Genomic DNA, 21,308 nt, shown 5'->3' on the forward strand with positions numbered 1-21,308 from the left:
GGTTCCCACTTTTTCGCATCCAGCTCTAGTTCGCCATTTCGCGGACCGCGAGCGGCAGGCCGGTGACGAGGTTCTGCGGTTTCAACCGCAGCATCCGGTCGGGCGTCATCGCCATGACCAGATAGATCGGCTTGCCCTTGGCTGCCGGCAAGACCGGGACGTCATCGGGCAACCGCATCGTGTAGAGCGCGAGCACGCGCGACAGCTCGTCCTCACTGAGGCTCTGCCCTGTCCAGAGCGCGTTGCCGATAGCCGTCGCCTGCGCGTCGAGACCGACGAACCAGCGCCAGTCGGCATCCTTCACCTTCTCCAGGGGCGCGATCTCGACATCGAAGCCATGGATCTGGCGCACCCAATGCCGCAGCGACTGGCCGAGCGCGGCGCGGCCCGAGGGCGTGCCGCCGAGATCGAGCACTATGTCGAAGCCATCGGAGCGCTGCCAGTACTGGTCGGCATTGGCGGGTTTGAGGATGTCGAGCGAGGTCGCCGCCGGACCGCCGAGCATCGCCAGCAGCGGCGAGGCATGACGGTCGGCCTCGTGGCCCTCGATGATGTCAGCATCGGCAAGCAGAATGGTGTTCTCGTGATGGGTGACACGCTGCGGCCGGAACAGGCATTCGGCGGCGCGCACGACATAGGGGTCGTCGACCTCGTCGAGCGCCGCGCGCAGGATGACGTGGACAAGCTGGTCGAGGAACAGCGGGGGGATATCCTTGACGCCGTCGCGGATGATGCTGGCATAGGCAGCCTCCAGCGTTGGTGCCGCCAGCAGGCGCTCGCGCCAGCCCAGCATGAAGCGCCAGTTCGCGCGGGCATCCTCGTCGAGGATGGCAGTGATCTCGGCCGGCGCGATCTCGGCCTGTGGCGCCTCCATCAGCTTGGCATGCAGAGCGCGCTCGGCGGCGCAGGCCTCGTCGGGCGGCAGCAATTCGGGCCGGGCCAGATAGGCCTTGAGGAAATCGTCAGTGACCCGCAGCCCGCCACCCGGCTCGCGGTCCAGTAGCAGATGGCCCGATGTGGCCCAGAAATGCGTCATGACAACAGGGTCTTTCCGAGAATCATGCGGTCCTGCCGAGCTTCAGAAGATCGACCTGCTCGATCGGCCCGTCATCCTCACCCGCCACCTCCAAAAACTCGAAGGCGCGGAAGCCCTCGCTCTGGCTGGCGTCGCGCGGCGTCAGGGTGCGGAAGCGCTCGCGGATTTCGCCATCCTCCTGCGTCCGGTGCAAAGCGAGCAGCGTCTGCGCCGGATGATCGCAGAGCGAGGCGGCAAAGGCGATCTCCTCGGCGGCCGCGACGCGGGCCGTCGCGAGATCGGGCGCGCCGAGCTTTTGCATGAGGTGGTCGGCGAGCTGGGCAATCGCTTCCTCGCGCTCGGCCTCGGTCGCTTCCGTCACCACCGCCAGCGTGCTCCAACCGAAGCTCGCGACGCCGAGGAAGCCGGAGCGGAACGCGGTGCGCGCCTTGGCGTCGAGCCCGGGAATCGTTGCGGGATCGAACAGGAAGGAGCCCGTAACCAGCCATTCGCCGGGTTCAGCCGCGCGACGGAAGACGAAGGTGTCGGAGGGGTCGAGCCGGATCGCGCGGGGCAGTTTCAGAGCACTCACAGCTTCGGCCCGCCGCTGTCGCGATCGAGCCAATCGGTGCGGCCCAGCGCCTCGATCAGGCTGCGGCGTTCGGTCCCGGCCTGCGTCGTCGCGATGAGGTCGCCATTGGGCTCGATGCCGTGGCGCGTGCCGGGCACCTTGTCCAGCCGGTCGAGCCAGCGTAGCGCGGTCGCCTTGGGGCCGTCGCTCTGCCAGCGCGTGACGCCGAGCATCAGATGGCGGGCGAAGGCCTCGATCAGATCGACCGCGTCGACCTCCTCGAAACCCTCCTCGGCCATGCCGACGCCGATATCACCGGCTGCGAAGGGCGTCATCGTGGTCGCGCGCAGCATCGCCCCGAAGACGATCCAATCCGGCACCTCGTCCTCGCCACAGGATTCCGGCCAAGCGAGCCTGCCGCCGCCGATCAAACCAAGATCGTAGATCAGCGCATCGGGCCAGCGGAACAGAATCGGCCGCTCGGGCGGGCTATGGACTGCCAGCGCATCGGCGAGCGCATTCATGGCCAAGTAATGCGCAAGCCGCGCTTCGCGTAGCGGGTTCTCCGGCTCGAGCACGACCGCGAACTCGATGACGTCGAAGCGTCGCGTCCAGACCATCGTCGCCGCGCCGGCTTCCGGGGCGATCCCGCAGGCATGGGCGAAGGCATCGCCCGATTCGCGCAAAGCCACCAGCGAGAAGCCCGGCGGCAGGACCGGCTCGCGGCGCAGATCGTCCGATTGCCGGGCATTCACCGCCATGATCGCAGAATCCTCCAAGGGCGCGACGAAGTGCTCATCGTTCGCTTCTTTTGAACCCCTCCAATTCCATATAAGCATGGATTATCGCAAGAGAGGCGACACAACGCCGCCGCCGAGGACCAGGCCTGCCATGCAAGACGCCACCCGCACGCCGCAAGCCACCCGCATTTTGATGGTGTGCTCGTGCGAGGACACGATGCCGCTCGACGGCGCGGCGCTGGCACGCGGCTGCAAGGGCAGCGACATCCGCACCGCGCGGCATCTCTGCCGGACGCAGACCGAGCTGTTCACGCGGGCACTGGGCGACAGCGCCCAGATCACCGTCGCGTGCACGCAGGAGGCGCCGCTGTTCGAGGAGATCGCGGCCGATCTCGACTATGCCGGCGAGATCACCTTCGCCAATATCCGAGAGACCGCCGGCTGGGCGCAGGAAGCAAAGGCCGCCGGTCCGAAGATGGCGGCGCTGCTTGCGGCCGCCGCCGAGCCGATGCCGCCGGTCTCCTTCACCACGCTGACCAGCAAGGGCGTCGCCCTGGTCTATGGCCGCGACGAGGTCGCGCTGTCCGTCGGGCAGCGCCTGGCCGAGCATCTCGACGTCACCATCCTGCTCAGCCGTCCGGGCGACATCACGCCGCCGCGCGTCGACGAGACGCCGGTCCTGAAGGGCACCATCGCCGGTGCCACCGGCTGGCTCGGCGCTTTTGAGCTACGGATCGACGACTATGCCGCGCCGGCCCCGTCCTCGCGGGCGAAGCTCGTCTTCGGCGAGCCGCGCAACGGCGCCACCTCGCATTGCGACATCGTCATCGACGTCTCGGGCGGGACGCCGCTGTTTCCGGCCGGCGAATTGCGCGCCGGCTATCTGCGCGCCGATCCCGCGAGCCCGGCGGCGATCGAAAAGCTCGTCGCGGAGGCCGGCCATCTCGTCGGCGAGTTCGATAAGCCGACTTACGTCCGACTGAACGAGGACCTCTGCGCCTATTCGCGCTCGCAGAAGACCGGCTGCACGCGCTGCCTCGAACTCTGCCCGACCGGGGCGATCACGCCGAATGGCGACCATGTCGCGATCTCGGCCGAAATCTGCGCCGGCTGCGGCGCCTGCGCCGCGATCTGCCCGACCGGCGCGGTGACCTATGCCCTGCCGCCGACTGACGCGCTGCTGCGCCGACTGCGCACCCTGCTCACCACCTATGCGGAAGCCGGCGGCGCCAAGCCGGTCGTGCTGCTGCATGACGGCGAGCATGGCGAGGAACTGATCGATGCGCTCGCGCGCTTCGGCGACGGGTTGCCGGCCAACGTGCTGCCGCTGCGGATCAACGAGATCACCCAGATCGGCGTCGAGACCTTCGCGGCGGCGCTGTCCTTCGGCGCAAGCGCCGTGCGCGTGCTCGGCCGCGTCCGGCCCAAGCACGATCTTTCGGGCCTGCAGCGCAACCTGTCCTATGCCAACACGCTGGCAGCCGCGCTCGGCTTCGGCCCAACCAGCGCCGGGCTGATCGAGACGGACGATCCAGACCAGCTCGCCGCGGCGCTGGCGCGCATCGTGCCCGGCACGGTCTCGCCCCTGCCGGCCCGCTTCCGGCCGATGGGCGACGGACGCCCGCTGTTGCGCCAGACGCTGACCGAACTTCATGCCGCCGCGCCCTCCCCCGTTGCCTCCGTCGCGCTGCCGGAACGGGCGCCCTTCGGCACCGTGCATGTCGAGACCGAGGGCTGTACGCTGTGCCTCGCCTGCGTCTCGGCCTGCCCGGTCCAGGCGCTATCTGATGATCCCGACCGGCCGACACTGAGCTTCCAGGAGGATCTCTGCGTGCAGTGCGGGCTGTGCGAGACGACCTGCCCCGAGAAGGTCATCACACTCGAACCACGCCTCGATTTCGCTGCCTGGAAGGGCGGCAAGCGCGTGCTGAAGCAGGAAGAGCCCTTCCACTGCATCGCTTGCGCCAAGCCCTTCGGCGTCCGCAGCACGATCGAGAAGATCGCAGCCAAGCTGGAGAACAAGCACTGGATGTTCTCCGGCGACGCCGCCAAGCGCATCTCGGTGATCCGGATGTGCGAGGATTGCCGCGTCGAGGTCGTCGTCAACGAGAGCTTCGACCCGCATCTCTCGCCGCAGCGGCCGAATGTCCGCACGACCGAGGATTACCTGCGCGAGCGCCGGGAGCGGGGGGAAGATCCGCTGCAGTAGGGCGCGAATAGAATCCGTCATGCTCGGGCTCGACTCGAGCATCTCCTGCAAGAGATTCTCGGGTCTGCGCTGCGCTTCGCCCGAGAATGACGCTCAGCGGATCAGCGCGTCGCCTTCTCCAGCCAGTCGACCAGCGCCTGCCGGTCGTCCACCGAGCCGATGGTCTGCTCGGGCATCTTGGTGCCGGGCGTGTAGGCGCTGGGGCCGATCTCGAACAGCTTCGCCACCGTCTCCTTGGTCCAGACGATGTCCATCGCCTTCAAGGCGTCGGAATAGGCGTAGCCCGGGGCGCTGGCGATCTTGCGGCCGAAGAGGCCGTGCAAGGTCGGGCCGGCGCGGTTGCCGTCCGAAGGCGTCAGCGTGTGGCAGGCGGCGCAGGCGCGGAAGACATGCGCGCCGCGCTCGCCATTAAACGCCGCCAGCACATCCGGACCAGCGCGCGGCACGACCGTACCGACATGCTCGCCGGTGACAGCGTTCCAGCGCCGGACCAACCTGTCGGTGCCGCCCGAAAGAAGCTGCCTTCCATCCGGCAGGAAGGCGAGCGACCAGACCGGCAGCCCCGGGCCGACCAGCGTCGCGCGGATGCTGCGCGCCTTGCGATCGACCAGCGCGACCTGGCCGCGCAGACCACCGGCCGCGATGATGGCGCCATCGATGGAGATTGCCAGCGCGATCAACGGCGTCTGGCCGATCTCGATCTCGGCGCGCGCCTCGCCGTCAGGCCCGAACAGCCGCAGCCTGCCATCGGCGGCCGCGACCGCGATCTCGCCATCGGGCGCGACCACGACGCCGTTCAGTGGTGCCGGCAGAGTGACGATGCGCTCGGCGCCGGCATCGGCCGGCCAGATCCGCAGCGTCGCGTCGTAACCCGCGCTGACGATGCCGCCACCCGGCAGGACAGCGACGCCGTTGACCGGACCCCTATGGCCTTCGAGAACCCGCGCGGTGCCGTCGCCGAGCGTGGTGACGCGCACGGTTTCGTCCCATGACGCCGAGGCGAGCATTCCGCCATCGGCCGAGACCGCCAGCGCCGCGACCGGCCCCTTATGGCCTTGGAGAACCCGCACCGGTTCGGCGGCGTTTCCGCGCCAGAGCGCGATCCGGCCATCCTCCGCGCCGGTCGCGAAACCGAGGCCCGGGATGGCGACGACGGCGTTCACCGCGCCCTGATGGAAGCGCAGCACGGCGTCGGCCGTGCCATCGGCGAGGCTCCAGAGGATCGCCGACTGGTCGAAGGAGCCCGTCATGGCGAAGCGGCCATCGGCAGAGACCGCGACCGCACGCACCGGACCGCCATGGCCGCGCAGTTCCTGGGCGGAGGCGGGAGAGATCAGCGCCAGGGCCAGCAGGACAAAAGCGATCTTCCTTCTCCCCTCGGAGAAGAAGGTGGCTCGGTCGAGCCGAGACGGATGAGGGAAGGACAAACGGCGCGCAGTCATGCTTCCCTCATCCGACCCGGCTTCGCTGACACCTTCTCCCCCGAGTGGAGAAGGATCAAGCGCGGTTGCCCCCAGCGCGAAAGCCATCATATGAAGCGCACCGGACTCGAACCGATACGGCCCATGTCTTCGATCTCTCTCAACCTGCGCGGCCTGAAATGCCCCCTGCCCGCGCTGCGGGTGCGCAAGGCGTTGAAAACCGCCGAGGCGGGTGCCTTGCTTTTGGTGGAATGCACCGATCCGATGGCAGCGATCGACATTCCCAATCTGATGCGCGAGACCGGCGACGCGATCGAGCATCATGGCCGGGAGGGCGACCTGCTCGTCTTCCATATCCGCAAGGCCAACCCGCAAGCAGCCACGGCCTGAGCCGCAGCACGGAGGCGCCATCATGGCCCTGACCCAAGCCGACATCCTGCGCGCGCTCGAACTCGTGAAGCTGCCGGCGAGTGGACAATCGCTAGCGGCATCGGGACGCGTCGCCAATATCCTGATCGATGGCGGCAAGGTGATCTTCGCGATCGGCATCGACGCGACCGAGGCAGCGGCGATGGAGCCAGTGCGAAAAGCGGCCGAAAGCGCCATCTCCGGCCTGCCCGGCGTGACGCAGGTTCTGGTCGGGCTAACCGCCGACAAGGCGGCTCCTTCAGCCGGGATGCAGGCGCGCCAGCAGGCGCAGCGGCCTGCGGCCGGCCCCGGCGGGCCGACGCCGAAGGCCGCCGGCATTCCCGGCGTCAAGCAGATCATCGCCGTGGCCTCGGGCAAGGGCGGCGTCGGCAAATCGACGACAACGGCCAATCTCGCGGTGGCGCTGGCGACGCTCGGCCTCAAGGTGGGCGTGCTCGACGCCGACATCTACGGTCCCTCCGTGCCGAAGATCTTCGGTATCACCGGCAAGCCGCGTCTGGTTTCGGGCCGGACGCTGGCGCCGATGGAGGCCTATGGCCTCAAGATCATGTCGATCGGCTTCCTGATCGACGAGGAGACGCCGATGATCTGGCGCGGGCCGATGGTGATCTCGGCGATCACCCAGATGCTGCGCGAGGTCGCCTGGGGCGAGCTCGACGTGCTCGTCGTCGATATGCCGCCCGGCACCGGCGACGCGCAGCTCACCATGGCGCAGCAGACGCCGCTGGCCGGCGCCGTCATCGTCTCGACGCCGCAGGATCTGGCTCTGCTCGATGCGCGGCGCGGCGTCGCAATGTTCAAGAAGGTCGAGGTGCCGATCCTCGGCATCGTCGAGAATATGAGCTATTTCATCTGCCCGGAATGCGGCCACCGCTCGGACATCTTCGCCCATGGCGGCGCGCGGCATGAGGCGGAACGGCTCGGCGTGCCCTTCCTCGGCGAGGTCCCGTTGGCCATGCCGATCCGCGAGACCTCCGATTCCGGCCGGCCGATCGTAGCGAGCGACCCGGACTCGGCCCATGCCAAGGCCTATCTGATGATCGCGCGGCAGGTCATGGCCTCGCTCGCTGGCGGAACCGTCCGGGCAGCGCCGCGTATCGTGATCGAGTGACAGCCAAGCGAAATTCGGCAACTAACTAGCAACGGCACGCGGCCAATAGCGGTCGAATCTTGCCTTTGGATCAATGCTTTGATACATTGCCGCGTCGCCAAGCTGCAACTCGGCGACGCGGCGTACTATTGGAGGTTCCATTTCGCCTCCGAATTTCGACGAGGGCTTACCATGCGCACCCTCGCCGTATTTTCTGTGGACCGTCAGACCACATGATGCCCGAGCTTTGCCTCGGGCTGCCGACTGCAACGGGCGCACGGCCTTTTGCAGTCGGGGTAGGCGGCGCGGACATCGTGCCCCGCGCTTCGACTTAGGAAGCAACTCTCATTCGCCTCAGTTAGTCGACAAACTGGGTTACTTTTCGGCGGAGACGTTGTTTGCATATTTTGGGAGTAGCCATTTGCCGCTATATTGAACGACAGCGCCCTCATGTTTTAGCCGACTCAATTGAGGGCTTAGACTTGAGCGCGGGTATGGCATCCGAAAGCGATGGTTCATGACTTCAATAATTTCGCTAGATGTCAGGCCGTTCGGCTCCTTCTCTAATATTTCAAGCGCTGCCTGTTTCATTGTCTTCAAAGATATCGGCTTCATTAGCTTATAAGGTGGCTCATTTTCAGGCTCGATATTTTCTGAAGCTTGATCGATTCTATGTTCCTTATTCAGATCGAGCCCCACGGCTTCCGCTGCCGCAGATGTAGCCACCAACTCGGTCTCAGCCTCCACCAATTCTGATCTCAACTGCTTTACGCGCAGAGTGAGTTCTCTGTGGCGAGCGCCGATGAGTTCGTGGATGGAGGTTCGCGAGTTCATGGACGCCTCTTAGCACAGTGAAGTCTGCTCCACAAGTCCGGTAAGTGCCAGATCAGGATTCCGGAGTCATGGTTAATGGAGTCGACGCAAAAACCGCCTGGCACGGATCGTGCTACGCGCATAAATCCCTTTCGTGCCGATCTTCCTCCGATTTGTGAAGAGTCATGGTTAACGAGTCCTCACGCGCTCCGTCGGCCGAATTCAGGAATTTCACCTTTCTACCGCATGATCGCAGGCGGGAGTTTCCTGAGTGCCAATCTAAAGCGCGATTGACAGGCAATCGAATGTTCTTCATTTGTTCTACAGATTTGGGGGCAAGACCATGTCTATGAGCCAAATTCGCCATATCAGCATCACGATCGAGCGGCCGTTCGACGAGGTCTACGCCTTCCTTGCCGAGCCGCTGAACTTCCCGAAATGGGCCGAAGGGCTCGGCCACAGCTTCAGCCATGTCGAGGGGATGGTCTGGTCGGCGCAGACGCCGATGGGGCCGATGCGCATCGCCTTCAGCGAGCCCAACCCCTACGGCGTCCTGGATCACACAGTGATTCCGCCGGAAGCCCCGGCGATGCTGAACCCGCTACGGGTCCTGGCCAATGGCAGCGGCAGCGAGGTCGTCTTCACGCTGTTCCAGCGCGAGATGTCCGACGAGGAGATGGCGCGCGACGCCGCGATGGTGGCACGCGATCTGGTGGCGCTGAAGGCGCTGCTGGAGGACTAGCGCAGCTTCATTTTTCTCGGAAACTGATCGTCATCCCGGACGCAGTGAAGCGGAGCTCCGGGATCCATCCTAGAGCGCCGGAGCCCTCCGATGGATCCCGGGTCAAGCCCGGGATGACGGAGCGGTTCAGCAGCTCGCGAAAGGCTCAGAGCCTGACGCCGCTCGTCGAGAAGGCGACCTCGACCGGCTTCTGGAAGAAGTCGTTGAGCACGATGCTCGCCCCAAATGCGACGATCGCGGCGACGACAACGGCGGCGATGAATGACTTCATGGTCTTCCCCCAATTTTTGGCAGCGATAAGCTGTCCTTATCCCTAGGAGATAGCGACGGGCGCGGGCGGGATCAAGCGCGCGGCAGGCTGGCGAACAGGCGCTCGGCCTCGGCCAGATCATCGGGCTTGTTGGCATTGAAGAAGGGATCGACCGGCTCGGCCGGCCATTCCGCGCTGGCGCAGCCATGGCGGGCGGTCCAGCGGTCGATCTTGCGCTCGTCCTCGACGGTCAGGGCATGGCGCAGATCTTCGCGCAGCGACACCGGCCAGAGCCCCATGACGGGGTGGGTCCAGCCACCCGAGGCGGCGCAGGCGAGCGGGACGCTCTCCGCTTCCCGCGCCGCATGCAGGCGGGCGACGAGATCATGCGGGATGAAGGGCGTGTCAGCGGCGACGCTGACGAGCCAGTCCAGCTCCGGTCGGTTCGCCGCCATCCAGTCGAGCCCGGCGAGGATGCCGGCGAGCGGGCCGGCAAAATCGGGCACGCGGTCGGCGACGACCAGCAGGCCGTAGTCGGCAAAGCGGGCGGGATCACCGTTGGCGTTGACCAGCAGGCTCTCGCATTGGGGCGCTAGGCGTTCGATGACATGGGCGAGGATGGTCTTGCCTGCGATGGTCCGCAGCGGCTTGTCGCCGCCGCCCATGCGCCGCGCGAGACCGCCCGCGAGGAGCAGGCCGAGGGTGGGAGGGGCACTCATTTTGATCCTACCTTGTCATTCCGGGGCTTCGCGCAGCGAAGAACCCGGAACCCACGACTGGGTGAGCGCTTTACAACGCCGTCAGATAATCGAACCCAGTCGTGGGTTCCGGGTTCGATCCTGCGGATCGCCCCGGAATGACAACGCAGCTCAGTCATCGCGATCAGCGCCCTTGCGTCGGCTCCTGCCGCCCTCCTCCTCGACGCTGTCAGGATCCTGGTCGAAGACGATGTTCTCTTCTCCCGCCAGCGCGACGAAGCGCTTGCCGCGTGCGCGGCCGATCAGGGTGAGACTGGCCTTGCGGGCGAGTTCGACGCCCCATTCGGTGAAGCCCGAGCGCGAGACCAGCACGGGGATGCCCATGCGCACGGTCTTGATCACCATTTCCGAGGTCAGGCGACCGGTGGTGTAGAAGATCATCTTCGCCGGATCGACATCGTTGCGGAACATCCAGCCGGCGACCTTGTCGACGGCGTTGTGCCGGCCGACATCCTCCATATAGACCAAGGGCTTGTCGGCCTCGCAGAGCACGCAGCCATGGATCGCCCCGGCCTCCAGATAGAGCGAAGGCGTGGTGTTGATCTTCTTCGTCAGCGCATAGAGCCAACTCGTGCGCAGTTGCGCCTTCGGCAACTCGAGCTCGTCGATCGCCTCCATCAAATCGCCGAAGGCCGTGCCCTGCGCGCAGCCCGAGGTCAGCGTCTTCTTCTTCAGCTTCTCCTCGAAATTGGTACGCTCCGGCGTGCGGACCACGACGACCTCGAGCTCCTCGTCGTAATCGACGGCATCGACGACATCGCCGCGCTTGAGCATGTTCTGGTTCAGCAGATAGCCGAGCGCCAGGGAATCCGGGTGGTCGCCGATCGTCATCATCGTGACGATCTCCTGCGCGTTCAGATAGAGCGTCAGCGCGCGTTCGGTGACGACGCGGGTCTCGACCGCGGCGCCGGTCTGGTCGATACCGGAGACGGTCGCGCCCAGCCGCGGCGCCTGCGGATCGGGCCGGACGAGGTAATCGTCGAGAAAGCTCATATCCTGCGCCATGATGACTGCTCCTGTCGGCGGCGGTCAGGCGTCAGCGCGCGCCAGCGACAGCGCCCAGGCCTCGATCCGGTCCGGCTCGCCGGGAAGCTCGGTCCAGTCGTCGCCGGCAAAGTCGCGCCAGGCGGCCAGGAAATCCTGCCGCACGGCGATCAGCAGCGGCATGCCGGCCATCAGCGCCGCTGCGATTTCCTGGCGCAATCCCTGACCCAGCATTTCCTGGCGGCCGAACTTGTTGACGATGAAGAGATCGGCCCCGCCGGCCAGAGCAGCCGTCAGCGCGCCGCCGGCCGCGGCAAGGCCGCTCGCGTCGAGCCTGCATCCGGTCGATGCCGCGCCGCGGTTCTCGCTGATCGGAAAGCGGTGCCCGCTGGCCAGATCCTCCAGCGCCATCGACAGGCAGCCCTGCTCACAGGTGCCGTCATTGTGCTGCACGACGCCGCCCAGCCGCAGGCCGCGCGCCTTCAGACGCAGCGCGAGAGCGGCCATGAAATCGTCGATCTGGAACCCGGAGGAATAGGGGATAGCGGCCAGCAGCGTCATGACGACGTCATCCCATGAAAATGCCCGCCACGAAAGCGCTTCTGCGGCCAGAGCGCTTTCGTCGCAGGCGGAGTCATACGAGATGCCGGCGCAGTGTTGCGCGGGCCCTACAGTCGCGCCCGCGCCGGCCGGTTACGGTAAAACCGTTCTCTCTCCGGCGCTTTTTCCGGCGGAGAGCTTCGTTCGGTCTTTCAATCCATGTCCCATCGCCGCGCCCAGACCCCGCTCGACCCCGCCGCCGACGCGGCCCTGCTGCTGCGCCGTATCGGCTTCGGCACGCTGGCGCTCGTGCTGCCAATCGCGTCGCTGGTCTCGCGCCGCGCCGCCGTCGTGCTCGCGCCGATCGGAGTCGTGCTGCTGGTCATCGCGGCACTGATCGAGGACCCGCGCGGGTTCGGCGCGACGCTGAGGCGCTCGCTGCTGAGCCTGCCCGGCATGATCCTGATCGGCCTTGCCGGCTGGGCGGCGCTGTCGCTGGTCTGGAGCCCCTTCACCGCCTCGGCGACAGAGAAGGCCGGCAATCTCGTGCTCGCCGTCGTGCTCGGCTTTTGCGGCAATGCGGCGCTGCCGGAGCGAATGCGCGCCTCGAATCTCAATCTCGCGGCGCTGGGCACCGGCATTGCAGGGGCCTTCGCGCTGGCACTGATCGTGATCGCGGCACTGCGCCACGCCGACACCGATGCAGGGGTCGAGCGCGGCATCAGCGTCATCCTGATCATGGCCTGGCCCGCTCTGGCCTGGCTGCTCTCGCGCGAACGGGGCCTGAGCGCGGTCGGGCTTGCACTCGTCGTCGGCCTGCTCGCGCTGACGCGCTTCGAGGACGGCGAAGCCGTCGCGATGATCTGCGGGGCCGTCGCCTTCGGGGCCGTCAGCGCCGATCGCGAGACGGCCTCGAGCATCATCGCCGCGATCATCGCCGGGCTGATGCTGATCGCGCCGCTGCTGCCCTTCCTGGCGATGCCGATCATCTCCAGCTTTCCGCAGGGATCGGGCGACTTCGCGCAATCGCTGGCGATCTGGGCCGATGTCGTCAGCCGCGAACCCTTCCGCCTCGTCACCGGACACGGGCTCGACACCGTGCTGCGCGGCCGGATGATCGGCGCCCTGCCGCAACCGGCGCCGACGACGCTGCTGTTCGAGACCTGGTATGAACTCGGCGTCGTCGGCGCGGCGGCCGCCTCGTCCTGCCTGTATTTCGCGATCCGCGCAGCGGGGCGCATGCCCGGCGCGCTGGCGGCCGGCGGCGTTGCCGCCTTCACCACCGCGTTTGCGCTCAGCGCGCTTGGCTTTGCGACTTTGCAGCCCTGGTGGCTGATGACGCTGACAGCGGTTGTGCTGATGTTCGGCGCCATCGCGCGCGGGCAATATCGCACCGATCGCCCGGTCGCGCCGCTGCCGCTGAAGCCCGCCGGCACCAGCCGCCCCAAGGCTGGCACGAACGCCTGAGCTTGGCTTCAGGCCGCCGCCTCGCGCCCCTGGTTCACGGCATGGCACGCGACGCCGTCGATGACCGGCGGCGCCTCGACCCGGCAGCGATCGAAGACCAGCGGGCAGCGCGGGTGGAAGGTGCAGCCCGCGGGTGGGCTGATCGGGTTGGGGATCTCGCCCTTCACGCCTTCGCGCGACTTTCCGGTCATGGCGAGGTCGGGCACCGCGTCGAGCAGCATGCGGGTATAGGGATGGCGCGGGTTCGAGAAGAGCTGGCGGCTCTCCGAGACCTCGACGAGGCGGCCGAGATACATCACGCCGATCCGCGTCGCCATGTGCCGGACCACGGCGAGGTTGTGCGAGATGAACAGATAGGTCAGCCCGAACTGCTCCTGCAGGTCGCGCATCAGGTTGAGGATCTGCGCCTGGACCGAGACGTCGAGCGCCGAGGTCGGCTCGTCGCAGACGATGAACTCGGCATTGGAGGCGAGCGCGCGGGCAATCGCGATGCGCTGGCGCTGGCCGCCGGAGAATTCATGCGGGAACTTGATGCGGTCGTCGGGGTGGAGGCCGACCAGCGTCAGCAATTCGCCGACGCGAGCCTCGATCGCCGCCTCGCCCGCGACGATGTCGAAGGCGCGGATCGGCTCGGCGATGATCCGCCCGACGCGCCAGCGCGGATTGAGCGAGGCGTAAGGGTCCTGGAAGATCATCTGGATGCGGCGGCGCAGGCGCTGGCGCTCCTGGGCGACCGCGACGTCATTCATCGAGACGCCGGCGATCGTGACCGTGCCGTCGGAGGGCGGCAGGAGACCGACGACCATGCGCGCCACCGTCGATTTGCCCGAGCCGGATTCGCCGACGAGGGCAAAGGTCTCGCCTTTGCGGATGTCGAAGGAGACGCCGTCGACAGCCCTAAGATATTGCCGCGGCGCGTTCTCCAGCATCCGGTTGAGCCAGGGCTTCGAGACGTCGAAGACGCGGCGCAGGTCGCGGACCTCGACGAAGGGCGCTTCACTCACGCTGCGATCTCCGAACTGCTCTCATCGTAGAGATGGCAAGCGACCTTGCGGTCCCCAACCGCAATCAGTTCGGGGCGCTCGACATGGCAGCGCGCGAAGGCCTGCGAACAGCGTGGATTGAAGGCGCAGCCGGGCGGAATCGCCGAGAGACGCGGCATCGTGCCGGGGATCTGGACAAGCCGTTTCGCCTCGCCTTCGAGCGAGGGGATCGCGCCCATCAGGCCCTTGGCATAGGGGTGGAGCGGCGCTTTCACGACGTCGCGGACGGGGCCGATCTCGGCGACGCGGCCGGCATACATCACGGCGACGCGGTCGGCGGTCTCGGCGATGACGCCCATGTCGTGGGTGACGAGCATGACCGAGGTGCCGCGCTCCTTGCAGAGCCGCTTGATGAGCGCGATGATCTGCGCCTGCACGGAGACGTCGAGCGCGGTGGTCGGCTCGTCGGCGATAATGAAATCCGGCTCGGCGCAGAGCGCCAGCGCAATGACGACGCGCTGGCGCATGCCGCCGGAGAATTCGTGCGGATATGAGTCGATGCGCCGTTCGGGTGCGGGGATGCCGACCTCGTCGAGCAGCGCGATGGCGCGGGCGCGGGCCTGCGCGGCGCTGAGATCGGTATGGACGCGGATCGTCTCGATCAGCTGCTCGCTGATGCGATAGAGCGGGTTCAGGCTGGTCAGCGGGTCCTGGAAGATCATGCCGATGCGCCTGCCGCGAATTTTTCGCATGGCCTCAGGGGCCAGGTTGTCGATCCGCTCACCCGAGAGCACGACCTGCCCGCCGGCGATCCGGCCGGGCGGGTCGATCAGGCCGATGATGGCCGAGCCCGTCACGGACTTGCCGGCGCCGGACTCACCGACGACGCCGAGCACCTCGCCGCGCGCGACGTCGAAGGAGATGCGATCCAGCGCGCGCAGCGTGCCGCGGCGGGTGACGAACTCGACGGTAAGGTCGCGGACGGAGAGGACGGGAGTGCTCAACGGAGCTTATTTTCCACATGCGCCTCGAATTTCTTGCCAAAATTATCGACAAACGAGCGCCAGTTCCAAACTTCACCCTGAGTCATCTTAAAAACATCACCTCCCACTTGGTATTCGAAGTTTATTTTTCCGTGAGCAATCCGATTTCTTATCGTATTCAACACACCTAGATATTTCATGTCTTCACTGCAATTTTCACTATCAAAGCAAAAATCTTCCATCAAATTGATAATTCCTACGCGAAGAAAAAGCCTGTTTATATTGTCTTTCGTTGGATTGCCCCAATGACCAACCAATTTCCAGAATTTTTCGACATCATCATCTGATTTAATATGCAAGAATTTCTTCTTTACAGAACTCTTAAATACATCTTCTACATATGATTGCATCATTGCTGACATCAAAACGATTGCGCTCGCGAATATCTCAGCTCCGAACCTATGCGGAATTGACTTTCCTGGATTATCTTTCCTATGTCTATCTTTGTAGACACTATGTGAATGAAGTATGACATCAATAGGCTCAAGATTTAGAGTAATCATAATCACCTCAATTTTGGATTCAAAGCGTCGCGCAGCCAGTCGCCGAACAGGTTGATCGACAAGGCGAGCAGCACCAGCACCAGCGAGGGGAAGAGCAGGATCCACCACTCGCCCGAGAAGAGATATTGCTGGCCGAAGCGGATCAGGGTGCCGAGCGAGGGCTGCGTCGGGGGCATGCCGACGCCGAGGAAGGACAGCGTCGCCTCCTCGATGACGGCAAGCGCCAGGTTGATCGTGGCGATGACCAGCACCGGGCCGGCGACATTGGGCAGGACGTGCTTGAGCATCACCGGCCAGGCCTTGAGGCCGATCAGCCGGGCGGCGTCGACATAGACCTTGTTCTTCTCGACCAGGGTCGAGCCGCGCACGGTGCGGGCATATTGCGCCCAGTTCGACAAACCGATGGCGACGACGAGCACGAGCAGCGTCATGCGCTCCTGCAAGGCCGGCGGGATCAGCCCGCGCGCCACGCCGAAGACCAGCAGCGCCACGAGGATCGCGGGAAAGGAGAGCTGGACGTCGGCGACGCGCATGATCAGCGCCTCGGTGCGGCCGCCGAGGTAGCCAGCGACGAGCCCGAGGCCGACGCCGATGACCAGCGAGAACAGCACCGAGGCGGCGCCGACCAGCAGGGAGACGCGCGAGCCGTAGAGGATGGCCGAGAAGATGTCGCGCCCTTGCGCATCCGAGCCGAGCCAGAAGGTCTTGCCGGTGATCTCGTTGGGCTCCATCGGCCGCGAGAAGCCGTCCGAGAGATCGAGCGAGGCGGGATCGAAGGGGTCGTAAGGGGCGATCAGCGGCGCCGCGACCGCGGCCAGCACCAGAAGCAGCGCCAGCAGCGTGGCGGCGACCGTGACCGGCGAGGAGCGGAAGGAGAAGGCGAGATCGGAATCCCACCAGCGCGCGAGCCGGCCGGGTGCGATCTGCTTGGGGAGGGGCGTGCTGCTCATCTCGACCTCACTTCGCCATCGCCGGATTGCCGCTGCGCAGGCGCGGGTCGAGCGCGACATAGATGAGATCGACGATGAGCGAGGTCAGCACGAAGACGAAGGCCACGAACAGCAGATAGGCCGACATCACCGGCACGTCGACGAACTGCACGGCGTTGACGAAGAGCGCGCCCAGCCCAGGCCACTGGAACACCGTCTCGGTGACGATGGCGAAGGCGATGACGCCGCCGAGCTGTACGCCGGCGATGGTGATGACCGGGATCAGCGTGTTGCGCAGCGCATGGCGGAACTCGATGCGGCGCTCGGGGATGCCGCGCGCCCGGGCGAAGCGGATGAAATCGGCCCGCATCACCTCCAGCATCTCGGAGCGGACGAGGCGCATGATCAAGGTGAGCTGGAGGAAGCCGAGCGTCAGCACCGGCATGATCAGCGATTTGAGGCCGCTGAGGGTCAGCAGGCCAGTGCTCCACCAGCCCAGCGCCACGGTGTCGCCGCGCCCGAAAGAGGGCAGCCAGCGCAATTCGACGGCAAAGATGTAGATCAGCCCGATGCCGATCAGGAAGGTCGGCAGGCTGACGCCGATCAGCGAGAGCGACATCACGAGATTGGCGATCCAGCCGTCGCGCCGGATCGCGGCGTAGACGCCCAGCGCGACGCCCAGCACGAAGGCGAAGATCGCCGAGAGTACCGCGAGTTCCACCGTGGCAGGCAAGCGCTCCAGGATGAGCGAGGAGACCTTGCGGCCCTGGCGGTAGGAGATGCCGAAATCGCCCTGCGCCGCATCAGCCACGAAGCGGGCGAACTGCAGCGGAACGGGGTCGTTGAGGCCGAGCCGCTCGGTGAGCTCGGCACGGTCCTGCAGCGTCGCCTCCTGGCCGAGCATGTTGACGACGGGGTCGCCGACGAAGCGGAACATCGAGAAGGCGATGAAGGCGACGGCCAGCATCACCACCAGCCCCTGCATCAGCGAGCGCAGGATATAGGCGAGCATCGCGGGGTTACTTTCCGATCATCGACAAGGCCATTCTGCCCGTCCTTGCAAAACAGACGCCGTCATCCCGGGCGAAGCGAAGCGGAGACCCGGGATCCATGCCGGAACGGCTCAGGCATGGATCCCGGATCGACGCCGCTGCGCGGCTTGTCCGGGATGACGGTCAGGTTCACGAGGGCAGGCAGGATACGCCTACGACCCCTTGAAGCTCACCATCTTGAGCTTCGGGTTGTTGCCGACGTCGACGGGAATATCGAGCGCGGTGCCCATCGCGTAGCTCAGCGACTGATGGTGGATCGGCAGGTAGATCGTCTCGTCCTTCAGCCGGGTCCAGAGCTTGGCGATGGTCGCGTCGCGCTTGGGGATATCGACCTCCCGGGAGAGCGACTGGATCATCGCATCGACCTCGGCATCCTTGAAGCCGGTGGCGTTCCAGGAGCCCTGCGAGCCCGTGCGGGAATGATACATGTAGGAGAAGATGTAGTCGGAATCGTAGGTCGGGACGCCCCAGCCGACGAGGTAGAACTCGGTCTCCGCCGGGTTCTTCTGGATCAGGTTGAAGTGGATCGACTTCGACTGCGAGACCAGGTTCACCTTGATGCCGATCTGGCCGAACATGCCGACGGCCGCCTGGCAGATACCCTCGTCATTGACGTAGCGGTCATTGGGGCAGTGCAGCGTGGTCGAGAAACCGGCGGGATAGCCGGCTTCCGCCAGCAGCGCCTTGGCCTTGGCGACGTCGGTCGGCGGCGCCGCGTCGAGTTCCTTGGTCCAGCCATTGACGAAGGGCGGCATGATGACGCCGGTCGGCACCGACTCGCCACGCATCACGACGCGCTGGATCGCCGGGCGGTTGATCGCCATGTTGAGCGCCTGGCGGACCTTCTTGTCGGCAAAGGGGTTTTTGCCCTGGACATCGTCGCCCTTCAGATCGGCGGAGGCGACGTCCATGCCGAAGAAGATGGTGCGGTTCTCGGCGCCCGAATTGACCCTGAGCTTCGGCTGGGTCTTGAGCCTGGCGATGTCCTGCACCGGCACGTCCTGGACGAAATCGACCTCGCCGGAGAGCAGCGCTGCGACGCGGGTGGCGTCCTGCTTGATCGGCACCAAGGTCAGCTCGGTGATCTCGAGCGGCACCTTGGCCTTGTTCCAGTAGGCGTCGTTGCGCTTCATCACGGTCTTCACATCGGCCTCTCGCGAGACCAGCGTGAACGGGCCGGTGCCATTGGCGTTGCGGACGGCGAAGTTTTCTTCCTTGTTCTTGAAATCCTGGGCCTTGGTGGCGTTGTTCTTCTCGGCCCATGCCTTGCTCATGATGCGGATCGAGGAGGTGTTGTTGACCAGCAGCGGGTTCGGCCCCTTGGTCTTGATCCGGACCGTCAGGTCGTCGACCTTGCTGACCTTCTCGACCGAGGTCAGATAGCCCTTGAAGTCGGAGGTCGGCTGCATGGCGCGCTCATAGGAGAACACCACGTCATCGGCCGTGAAGGCCGCGCCGTCGTGGAATTTGACGCCCGATTCGAGCTTGAACTCCCAGGTCGTCGGATCGTCGGGCAGCACCCGCCAGGACGAGGCGAGCAGAGGCAGGAGCTTGCCGGCATGGTCGCGCTCGGTCAGGCTTTCGTAGATGTGCTGGTTGAGCGAGGTAGTGGGACCTTCGTTCTGGCCATGCGGATCGATCGTGAGGGCATCGCCCGCTGCCGCCCATTTCAGCGGCCGGGCCTCGGCGGCGCCCAGCGCCAGCGTCGAGACCCCGAGCAGGATGGCGGCCACGTGAAGAAAACGAGGTTTCATAAGGTGATGCCTCCCTCTGGGCGATCGATCGCCGGACCCGACAAGCCGCCGATGTTAGGGGCAGACCACGCGCGAGTCACGGGTCGAATGCGCGCGGGATGCATGGGTGGAAGCAGGCGGTGCGCGATGTTGCGGCAGGACAGCGGATTTGCCGGAGGTATATAGTGAAGGACGGTCGGCGGTGACCGCACGCAGGGTCCGCAGCGACCAGAAGCTCTCCCGCGGCACGGGTGGTCGGCCTGTGTTCAAATCTATCCAGCAAGAGTACCCTCAAGACGAGGCGAAGCCCTTGATCTGGTTTGACCGGAGCTGGGAGCCGCGTCGGCTACTGGAACAGGAAGTAGCTGTCGTCGATGGCGGCCGCGGTGACGCCGCCGACGCGGAACATGAAGTTGCCCTGGACATAGACGTCGGTGTCGGCGCCGTTCTGCAGGACCTGGAGCAGCCCAGCGGCGCGTGGGGCGGTGCCGGCGTAGCCGATGGTGTCGAAGTAAGGCCGCAGGTCGAAGAAGTCCTTGTTGCCGCCTTCGTTGAGCTGCTGAATGAAGTCCCCGCCATCGCCGACATTGTAGATGAAGGTGTCGGAGCCAATGCCACCGCGCAGGACGTCGCCGCCGGCCCCGCCAGTGATGACGTCGTTGCCGGCCTCCCCGAACAGGATGTCGATGCCGTCGCCGCCGAGGATGGTGTCGATGCCGCCACCGCCTGCAATGGCATCGCCGCCGCCCAAGCCTAGCAGCGTGTTGTTGGCGCCGTCGCCAACGATAACGTCGGCGAACTGCGAGCCGATGACGCCCTCGATCGAGATGAAGACATCTCCAGCGGCGTCGCCCGTATTGGCGGATGAATCGGCGAGGCTGATGGTGACGGCACCTCCGAGGTCGTAACGGGTGAAGTCGAAGCCGTTGCCACCATCGAGCCGGTCGAGATTGCCGCCGCCCATCAACTGGTCGTTATCGTCACCGCCTGCGAGGTCATCGGCGCCAACACCGCCGAACAGAGTGTCGTTGCCCGCTCCGCCAACGACCTGTCCGAACTGCAAGCCGTTGCGGCCGTCGAAGAAGCCGTTTCCGGCGCCCATTGCGACAGCGGCCGGCCCCTGCAGAAAGCCGTTATTGATGATCGTATCGTTGTTCCCGCCAAGAACAATCGCAGCTTCTGAGGTGCCATAGATATAGCCGTTGTTAGTCACGAGCGTGTTGCCCAGCGAATATATGCCTGCAATACCGTAAATCGTTCCGGAATTCGTGACATTAAGGCTAGAAGAAAAATCTTCTGCAAAGACGGCCCTAAATGAAGATCCGACTATGGTGCCCGTGTTGACGATAGTATAAATGCCGCTAAATTCTATGCTGATGCCCAGAGAATTTCCGAATATGCTGCCGCCGTTGTAAATGACGGCGTTCATTGAGGGTCCAATCAGGAGCCCGTGGTTGGTCAGGCCCGTGATTACGCCAGTGTTAGCAAGACTGATGCCTTGAACGCCACCGACTGTCATTCCGTTGGTACGGCCCATGATATTGCTTGTCGCGAAAAGGGTGATGTCGGCTGTCGTGCCAAACGAGACGACGCCATTTTCAAAGTCGCCGATAATTGTCCCGCTATTGCCAAATGCACCGCCATTGTTAAGCAGCACACCGGTATATTCGCCGTAGACAAAGCCTGTTGCTCCGATCGTGAGCTTCTGTCCAGCGCCGCTCAGTTCAATGGCACGCGTGCCCGCTCCAGCGCTGATGACATTGCCGTCGATCGAAATCGTGTTCGTCCCCCCCGCGCCAGTGATCGCTTTGGCGCCTGGCCCCGTGACGGCGACGCTGCCACCCTTTTGGACATTCAGGATGTCGCCAGCGTTGATCGTGAGCGGCACGGTGAAGCCCGTTGCAACGTTGTAGGTGGCCATCGTACGTCCTCGATCCTCAGAGCTAAGGCCGACCTATGGCGTGGGCGCCGTCCGAGCGCGACGGCATTCTGAGCCCAGCCGTATTTTCCTGCCGGATCTGTCTATCGGCTGCCGG

At 65.2% G+C, this 21,308-nt stretch carries 21 protein-coding genes; 5 read left to right on the top strand and 16 right to left on the bottom strand.

Translation table 11 applies throughout. The annotated features are described in order from the left end of the window. Positions 1-25: 25 nt before the first annotated feature. Genes AC1DYU_RS10305 through AC1DYU_RS10315 form a run of 3 tightly spaced genes read right to left on the bottom strand, consistent with a single transcriptional unit; the run spans position 26 to position 2,347 of the window. Positions 26-1,036, bottom strand: a complete 1,011-nt coding sequence (locus AC1DYU_RS10305) for a DUF6352 family protein (RefSeq protein ID WP_476791535.1) — start codon at positions 1,034-1,036, stop codon at positions 26-28. Between the two features lie 22 nt (positions 1,037-1,058). Further along, positions 1,059-1,607: a DUF6505 family protein gene (locus AC1DYU_RS10310; protein ID WP_476791536.1), complete on the bottom strand. Its 549-nt coding sequence runs from the start codon at positions 1,605-1,607 to the stop codon at positions 1,059-1,061. Then, positions 1,604-2,347 carry a biotin/lipoate--protein ligase family protein gene (locus AC1DYU_RS10315; protein WP_476791537.1) on the bottom strand — a complete coding sequence of 248 codons (744 nt, stop codon included), beginning with the start codon at positions 2,345-2,347 and terminating at the stop codon, positions 1,604-1,606. Before AC1DYU_RS10315 ends, AC1DYU_RS10310 begins: the two co-directional genes overlap by 4 nt. Positions 2,348-2,543: 196 nt before the next feature. Between AC1DYU_RS10315 and AC1DYU_RS10320 the strand changes: the two genes are divergently transcribed. After that, complete coding sequence (locus AC1DYU_RS10320; RefSeq protein WP_476791737.1) at positions 2,544-4,535, top strand: 4Fe-4S binding protein; 1,992 nt, start codon at positions 2,544-2,546, stop codon at positions 4,533-4,535. Between the two features lie 101 nt (positions 4,536-4,636). Here the strand turns inward: AC1DYU_RS10320 and AC1DYU_RS10325 are convergent, their stop codons facing one another. Further along, entirely contained in the window at positions 4,637-5,977 is a 1,341-nt protein-coding gene (locus AC1DYU_RS10325) for a c-type cytochrome (protein ID WP_476791538.1), read from the bottom strand. 123 nt (positions 5,978-6,100) lie between these two features. Here AC1DYU_RS10325 and AC1DYU_RS10330 point away from each other — a divergent pair, with 123 nt between their 5' ends. Both AC1DYU_RS10330 and AC1DYU_RS10335 read left to right on the top strand, forming a co-directional pair. Next, positions 6,101-6,346, top strand: coding sequence for a sulfurtransferase TusA family protein (locus tag AC1DYU_RS10330; RefSeq protein WP_476791539.1), 246 nt, complete (start codon positions 6,101-6,103; stop codon positions 6,344-6,346). A gap of 22 nt (positions 6,347-6,368) precedes the next feature. Then, positions 6,369-7,496: an Mrp/NBP35 family ATP-binding protein gene (locus AC1DYU_RS10335; RefSeq protein ID WP_476791540.1), complete on the top strand. Its 1,128-nt coding sequence runs from the start codon at positions 6,369-6,371 to the stop codon at positions 7,494-7,496. Positions 7,497-7,850: 354 nt separating this feature from the next. Here AC1DYU_RS10335 and AC1DYU_RS10340 read toward each other — a convergent pair whose 3' ends face one another. Beyond that, entirely contained in the window at positions 7,851-8,309 is a 459-nt protein-coding gene (locus tag AC1DYU_RS10340) for a hypothetical protein (RefSeq protein ID WP_476791541.1), read from the bottom strand. Between the two features lie 328 nt (positions 8,310-8,637). On the opposite strand from AC1DYU_RS10340, the gene AC1DYU_RS10345 reads away from it, so the two are divergent. Next, positions 8,638-9,030, top strand: a complete 393-nt coding sequence (locus AC1DYU_RS10345) for an SRPBCC family protein (protein ID WP_476791542.1) — start codon at positions 8,638-8,640, stop codon at positions 9,028-9,030. Between the two features lie 145 nt (positions 9,031-9,175). Here AC1DYU_RS10345 and AC1DYU_RS10350 read toward each other — a convergent pair whose 3' ends face one another. From AC1DYU_RS10350 to AC1DYU_RS10365, 4 genes are all read right to left on the bottom strand, one after another. Next, entirely contained in the window at positions 9,176-9,301 is a 126-nt protein-coding gene (locus AC1DYU_RS10350) for a hypothetical protein (protein ID WP_476791543.1), read from the bottom strand. 71 nt (positions 9,302-9,372) lie between these two features. Next, positions 9,373-9,999: a molybdenum cofactor guanylyltransferase MobA gene (gene mobA, locus AC1DYU_RS10355; protein ID WP_476791544.1), complete on the bottom strand. Its 627-nt coding sequence runs from the start codon at positions 9,997-9,999 to the stop codon at positions 9,373-9,375. A 150-nt stretch (positions 10,000-10,149) separates the two neighbouring features. Then, entirely contained in the window at positions 10,150-11,043 is an 894-nt protein-coding gene (locus AC1DYU_RS10360; RefSeq protein WP_476791545.1) for a formate dehydrogenase accessory sulfurtransferase FdhD, read from the bottom strand. A 24-nt stretch (positions 11,044-11,067) separates the two neighbouring features. Beyond that, complete coding sequence (locus AC1DYU_RS10365) at positions 11,068-11,583, bottom strand: DUF2478 domain-containing protein (RefSeq protein ID WP_476791546.1); 516 nt, start codon at positions 11,581-11,583, stop codon at positions 11,068-11,070. 198 nt (positions 11,584-11,781) lie between these two features. On the opposite strand from AC1DYU_RS10365, the gene AC1DYU_RS10370 reads away from it, so the two are divergent. After that, positions 11,782-13,029 carry a peptide ABC transporter permease gene (locus AC1DYU_RS10370; protein ID WP_476791547.1) on the top strand — a complete coding sequence of 416 codons (1,248 nt, stop codon included), beginning with the start codon at positions 11,782-11,784 and terminating at the stop codon, positions 13,027-13,029. A gap of 8 nt (positions 13,030-13,037) precedes the next feature. Here AC1DYU_RS10370 and AC1DYU_RS10375 read toward each other — a convergent pair whose 3' ends face one another. From AC1DYU_RS10375 to AC1DYU_RS10405, 7 genes are all read right to left on the bottom strand, one after another. Then, complete coding sequence (locus tag AC1DYU_RS10375) at positions 13,038-13,958, bottom strand: ABC transporter ATP-binding protein (protein WP_476791738.1); 921 nt, start codon at positions 13,956-13,958, stop codon at positions 13,038-13,040. A 71-nt stretch (positions 13,959-14,029) separates the two neighbouring features. After that, a complete protein-coding gene (locus tag AC1DYU_RS10380) occupies positions 14,030-15,016 on the bottom strand; it encodes an ABC transporter ATP-binding protein (RefSeq protein WP_476791548.1) in 987 nt (328 codons plus the stop codon). Next, the gene (locus tag AC1DYU_RS10385) at positions 15,013-15,663 is read right to left on the bottom strand and encodes a HEPN domain-containing protein (RefSeq protein ID WP_476791549.1); all 651 of its coding nucleotides are present in this window, start codon (positions 15,661-15,663) and stop codon (positions 15,013-15,015) included. Before AC1DYU_RS10385 ends, AC1DYU_RS10380 begins: the two co-directional genes overlap by 4 nt. After that, on the bottom strand, positions 15,561-16,508 hold the full coding sequence (locus AC1DYU_RS10390; protein ID WP_476791550.1) for an ABC transporter permease: 948 nt from the start codon (positions 16,506-16,508) through the stop codon (positions 15,561-15,563). Before AC1DYU_RS10390 ends, AC1DYU_RS10385 begins: the two co-directional genes overlap by 103 nt. 7 nt (positions 16,509-16,515) lie before the next feature. Then, positions 16,516-17,499: an ABC transporter permease gene (locus AC1DYU_RS10395; RefSeq protein ID WP_476791551.1), complete on the bottom strand. Its 984-nt coding sequence runs from the start codon at positions 17,497-17,499 to the stop codon at positions 16,516-16,518. 192 nt (positions 17,500-17,691) lie between these two features. Next, entirely contained in the window at positions 17,692-19,293 is a 1,602-nt protein-coding gene (locus tag AC1DYU_RS10400; protein WP_476791552.1) for an ABC transporter substrate-binding protein, read from the bottom strand. Positions 19,294-19,618: 325 nt separating this feature from the next. After that, positions 19,619-21,193: a hypothetical protein gene (locus AC1DYU_RS10405; protein WP_476791553.1), complete on the bottom strand. Its 1,575-nt coding sequence runs from the start codon at positions 21,191-21,193 to the stop codon at positions 19,619-19,621. Positions 21,194-21,308: the final 115 nt, after the last annotated feature.

The organism is Allobosea sp. P2_B12, assembly GCF_056404835.1.

Coding starts and splice junctions, on each gene's coding strand:
- AC1DYU_RS10325 (WP_476791538.1), bottom strand. CDS start 5,977: ATGACTGCGCGCCGTTTGTCCTTCCCTCATCCGTCTCGGCTCGACCGA.
- AC1DYU_RS10315 (WP_476791537.1), bottom strand. CDS start 2,347: ATGGCGGTGAATGCCCGGCAATCGGACGATCTGCGCCGCGAGCCGGTC.
- AC1DYU_RS10340 (WP_476791541.1), bottom strand. CDS start 8,309: ATGAACTCGCGAACCTCCATCCACGAACTCATCGGCGCTCGCCACAGA.
- AC1DYU_RS10335 (WP_476791540.1), top strand. CDS start 6,369: ATGGCCCTGACCCAAGCCGACATCCTGCGCGCGCTCGAACTCGTGAAG.
- AC1DYU_RS10395 (WP_476791551.1), bottom strand. CDS start 17,499: ATGCTCGCCTATATCCTGCGCTCGCTGATGCAGGGGCTGGTGGTGATG.
- AC1DYU_RS10330 (WP_476791539.1), top strand. CDS start 6,101: ATGTCTTCGATCTCTCTCAACCTGCGCGGCCTGAAATGCCCCCTGCCC.
- AC1DYU_RS10345 (WP_476791542.1), top strand. CDS start 8,638: ATGAGCCAAATTCGCCATATCAGCATCACGATCGAGCGGCCGTTCGAC.
- AC1DYU_RS10390 (WP_476791550.1), bottom strand. CDS start 16,508: ATGAGCAGCACGCCCCTCCCCAAGCAGATCGCACCCGGCCGGCTCGCG.
- AC1DYU_RS10365 (WP_476791546.1), bottom strand. CDS start 11,583: ATGACGCTGCTGGCCGCTATCCCCTATTCCTCCGGGTTCCAGATCGAC.
- AC1DYU_RS10305 (WP_476791535.1), bottom strand. CDS start 1,036: ATGACGCATTTCTGGGCCACATCGGGCCATCTGCTACTGGACCGCGAG.
- AC1DYU_RS10370 (WP_476791547.1), top strand. CDS start 11,782: ATGTCCCATCGCCGCGCCCAGACCCCGCTCGACCCCGCCGCCGACGCG.
- AC1DYU_RS10350 (WP_476791543.1), bottom strand. CDS start 9,301: ATGAAGTCATTCATCGCCGCCGTTGTCGTCGCCGCGATCGTCGCATTT.
- AC1DYU_RS10405 (WP_476791553.1), bottom strand. CDS start 21,193: ATGGCCACCTACAACGTTGCAACGGGCTTCACCGTGCCGCTCACGATC.
- AC1DYU_RS10400 (WP_476791552.1), bottom strand. CDS start 19,293: ATGAAACCTCGTTTTCTTCACGTGGCCGCCATCCTGCTCGGGGTCTCG.
- mobA (WP_476791544.1), bottom strand. CDS start 9,999: ATGAGTGCCCCTCCCACCCTCGGCCTGCTCCTCGCGGGCGGTCTCGCG.
- AC1DYU_RS10360 (WP_476791545.1), bottom strand. CDS start 11,043: ATGGCGCAGGATATGAGCTTTCTCGACGATTACCTCGTCCGGCCCGAT.
- AC1DYU_RS10320 (WP_476791737.1), top strand. CDS start 2,544: ATGCCGCTCGACGGCGCGGCGCTGGCACGCGGCTGCAAGGGCAGCGAC.
- AC1DYU_RS10375 (WP_476791738.1), bottom strand. CDS start 13,958: ATGCTGGAGAACGCGCCGCGGCAATATCTTAGGGCTGTCGACGGCGTC.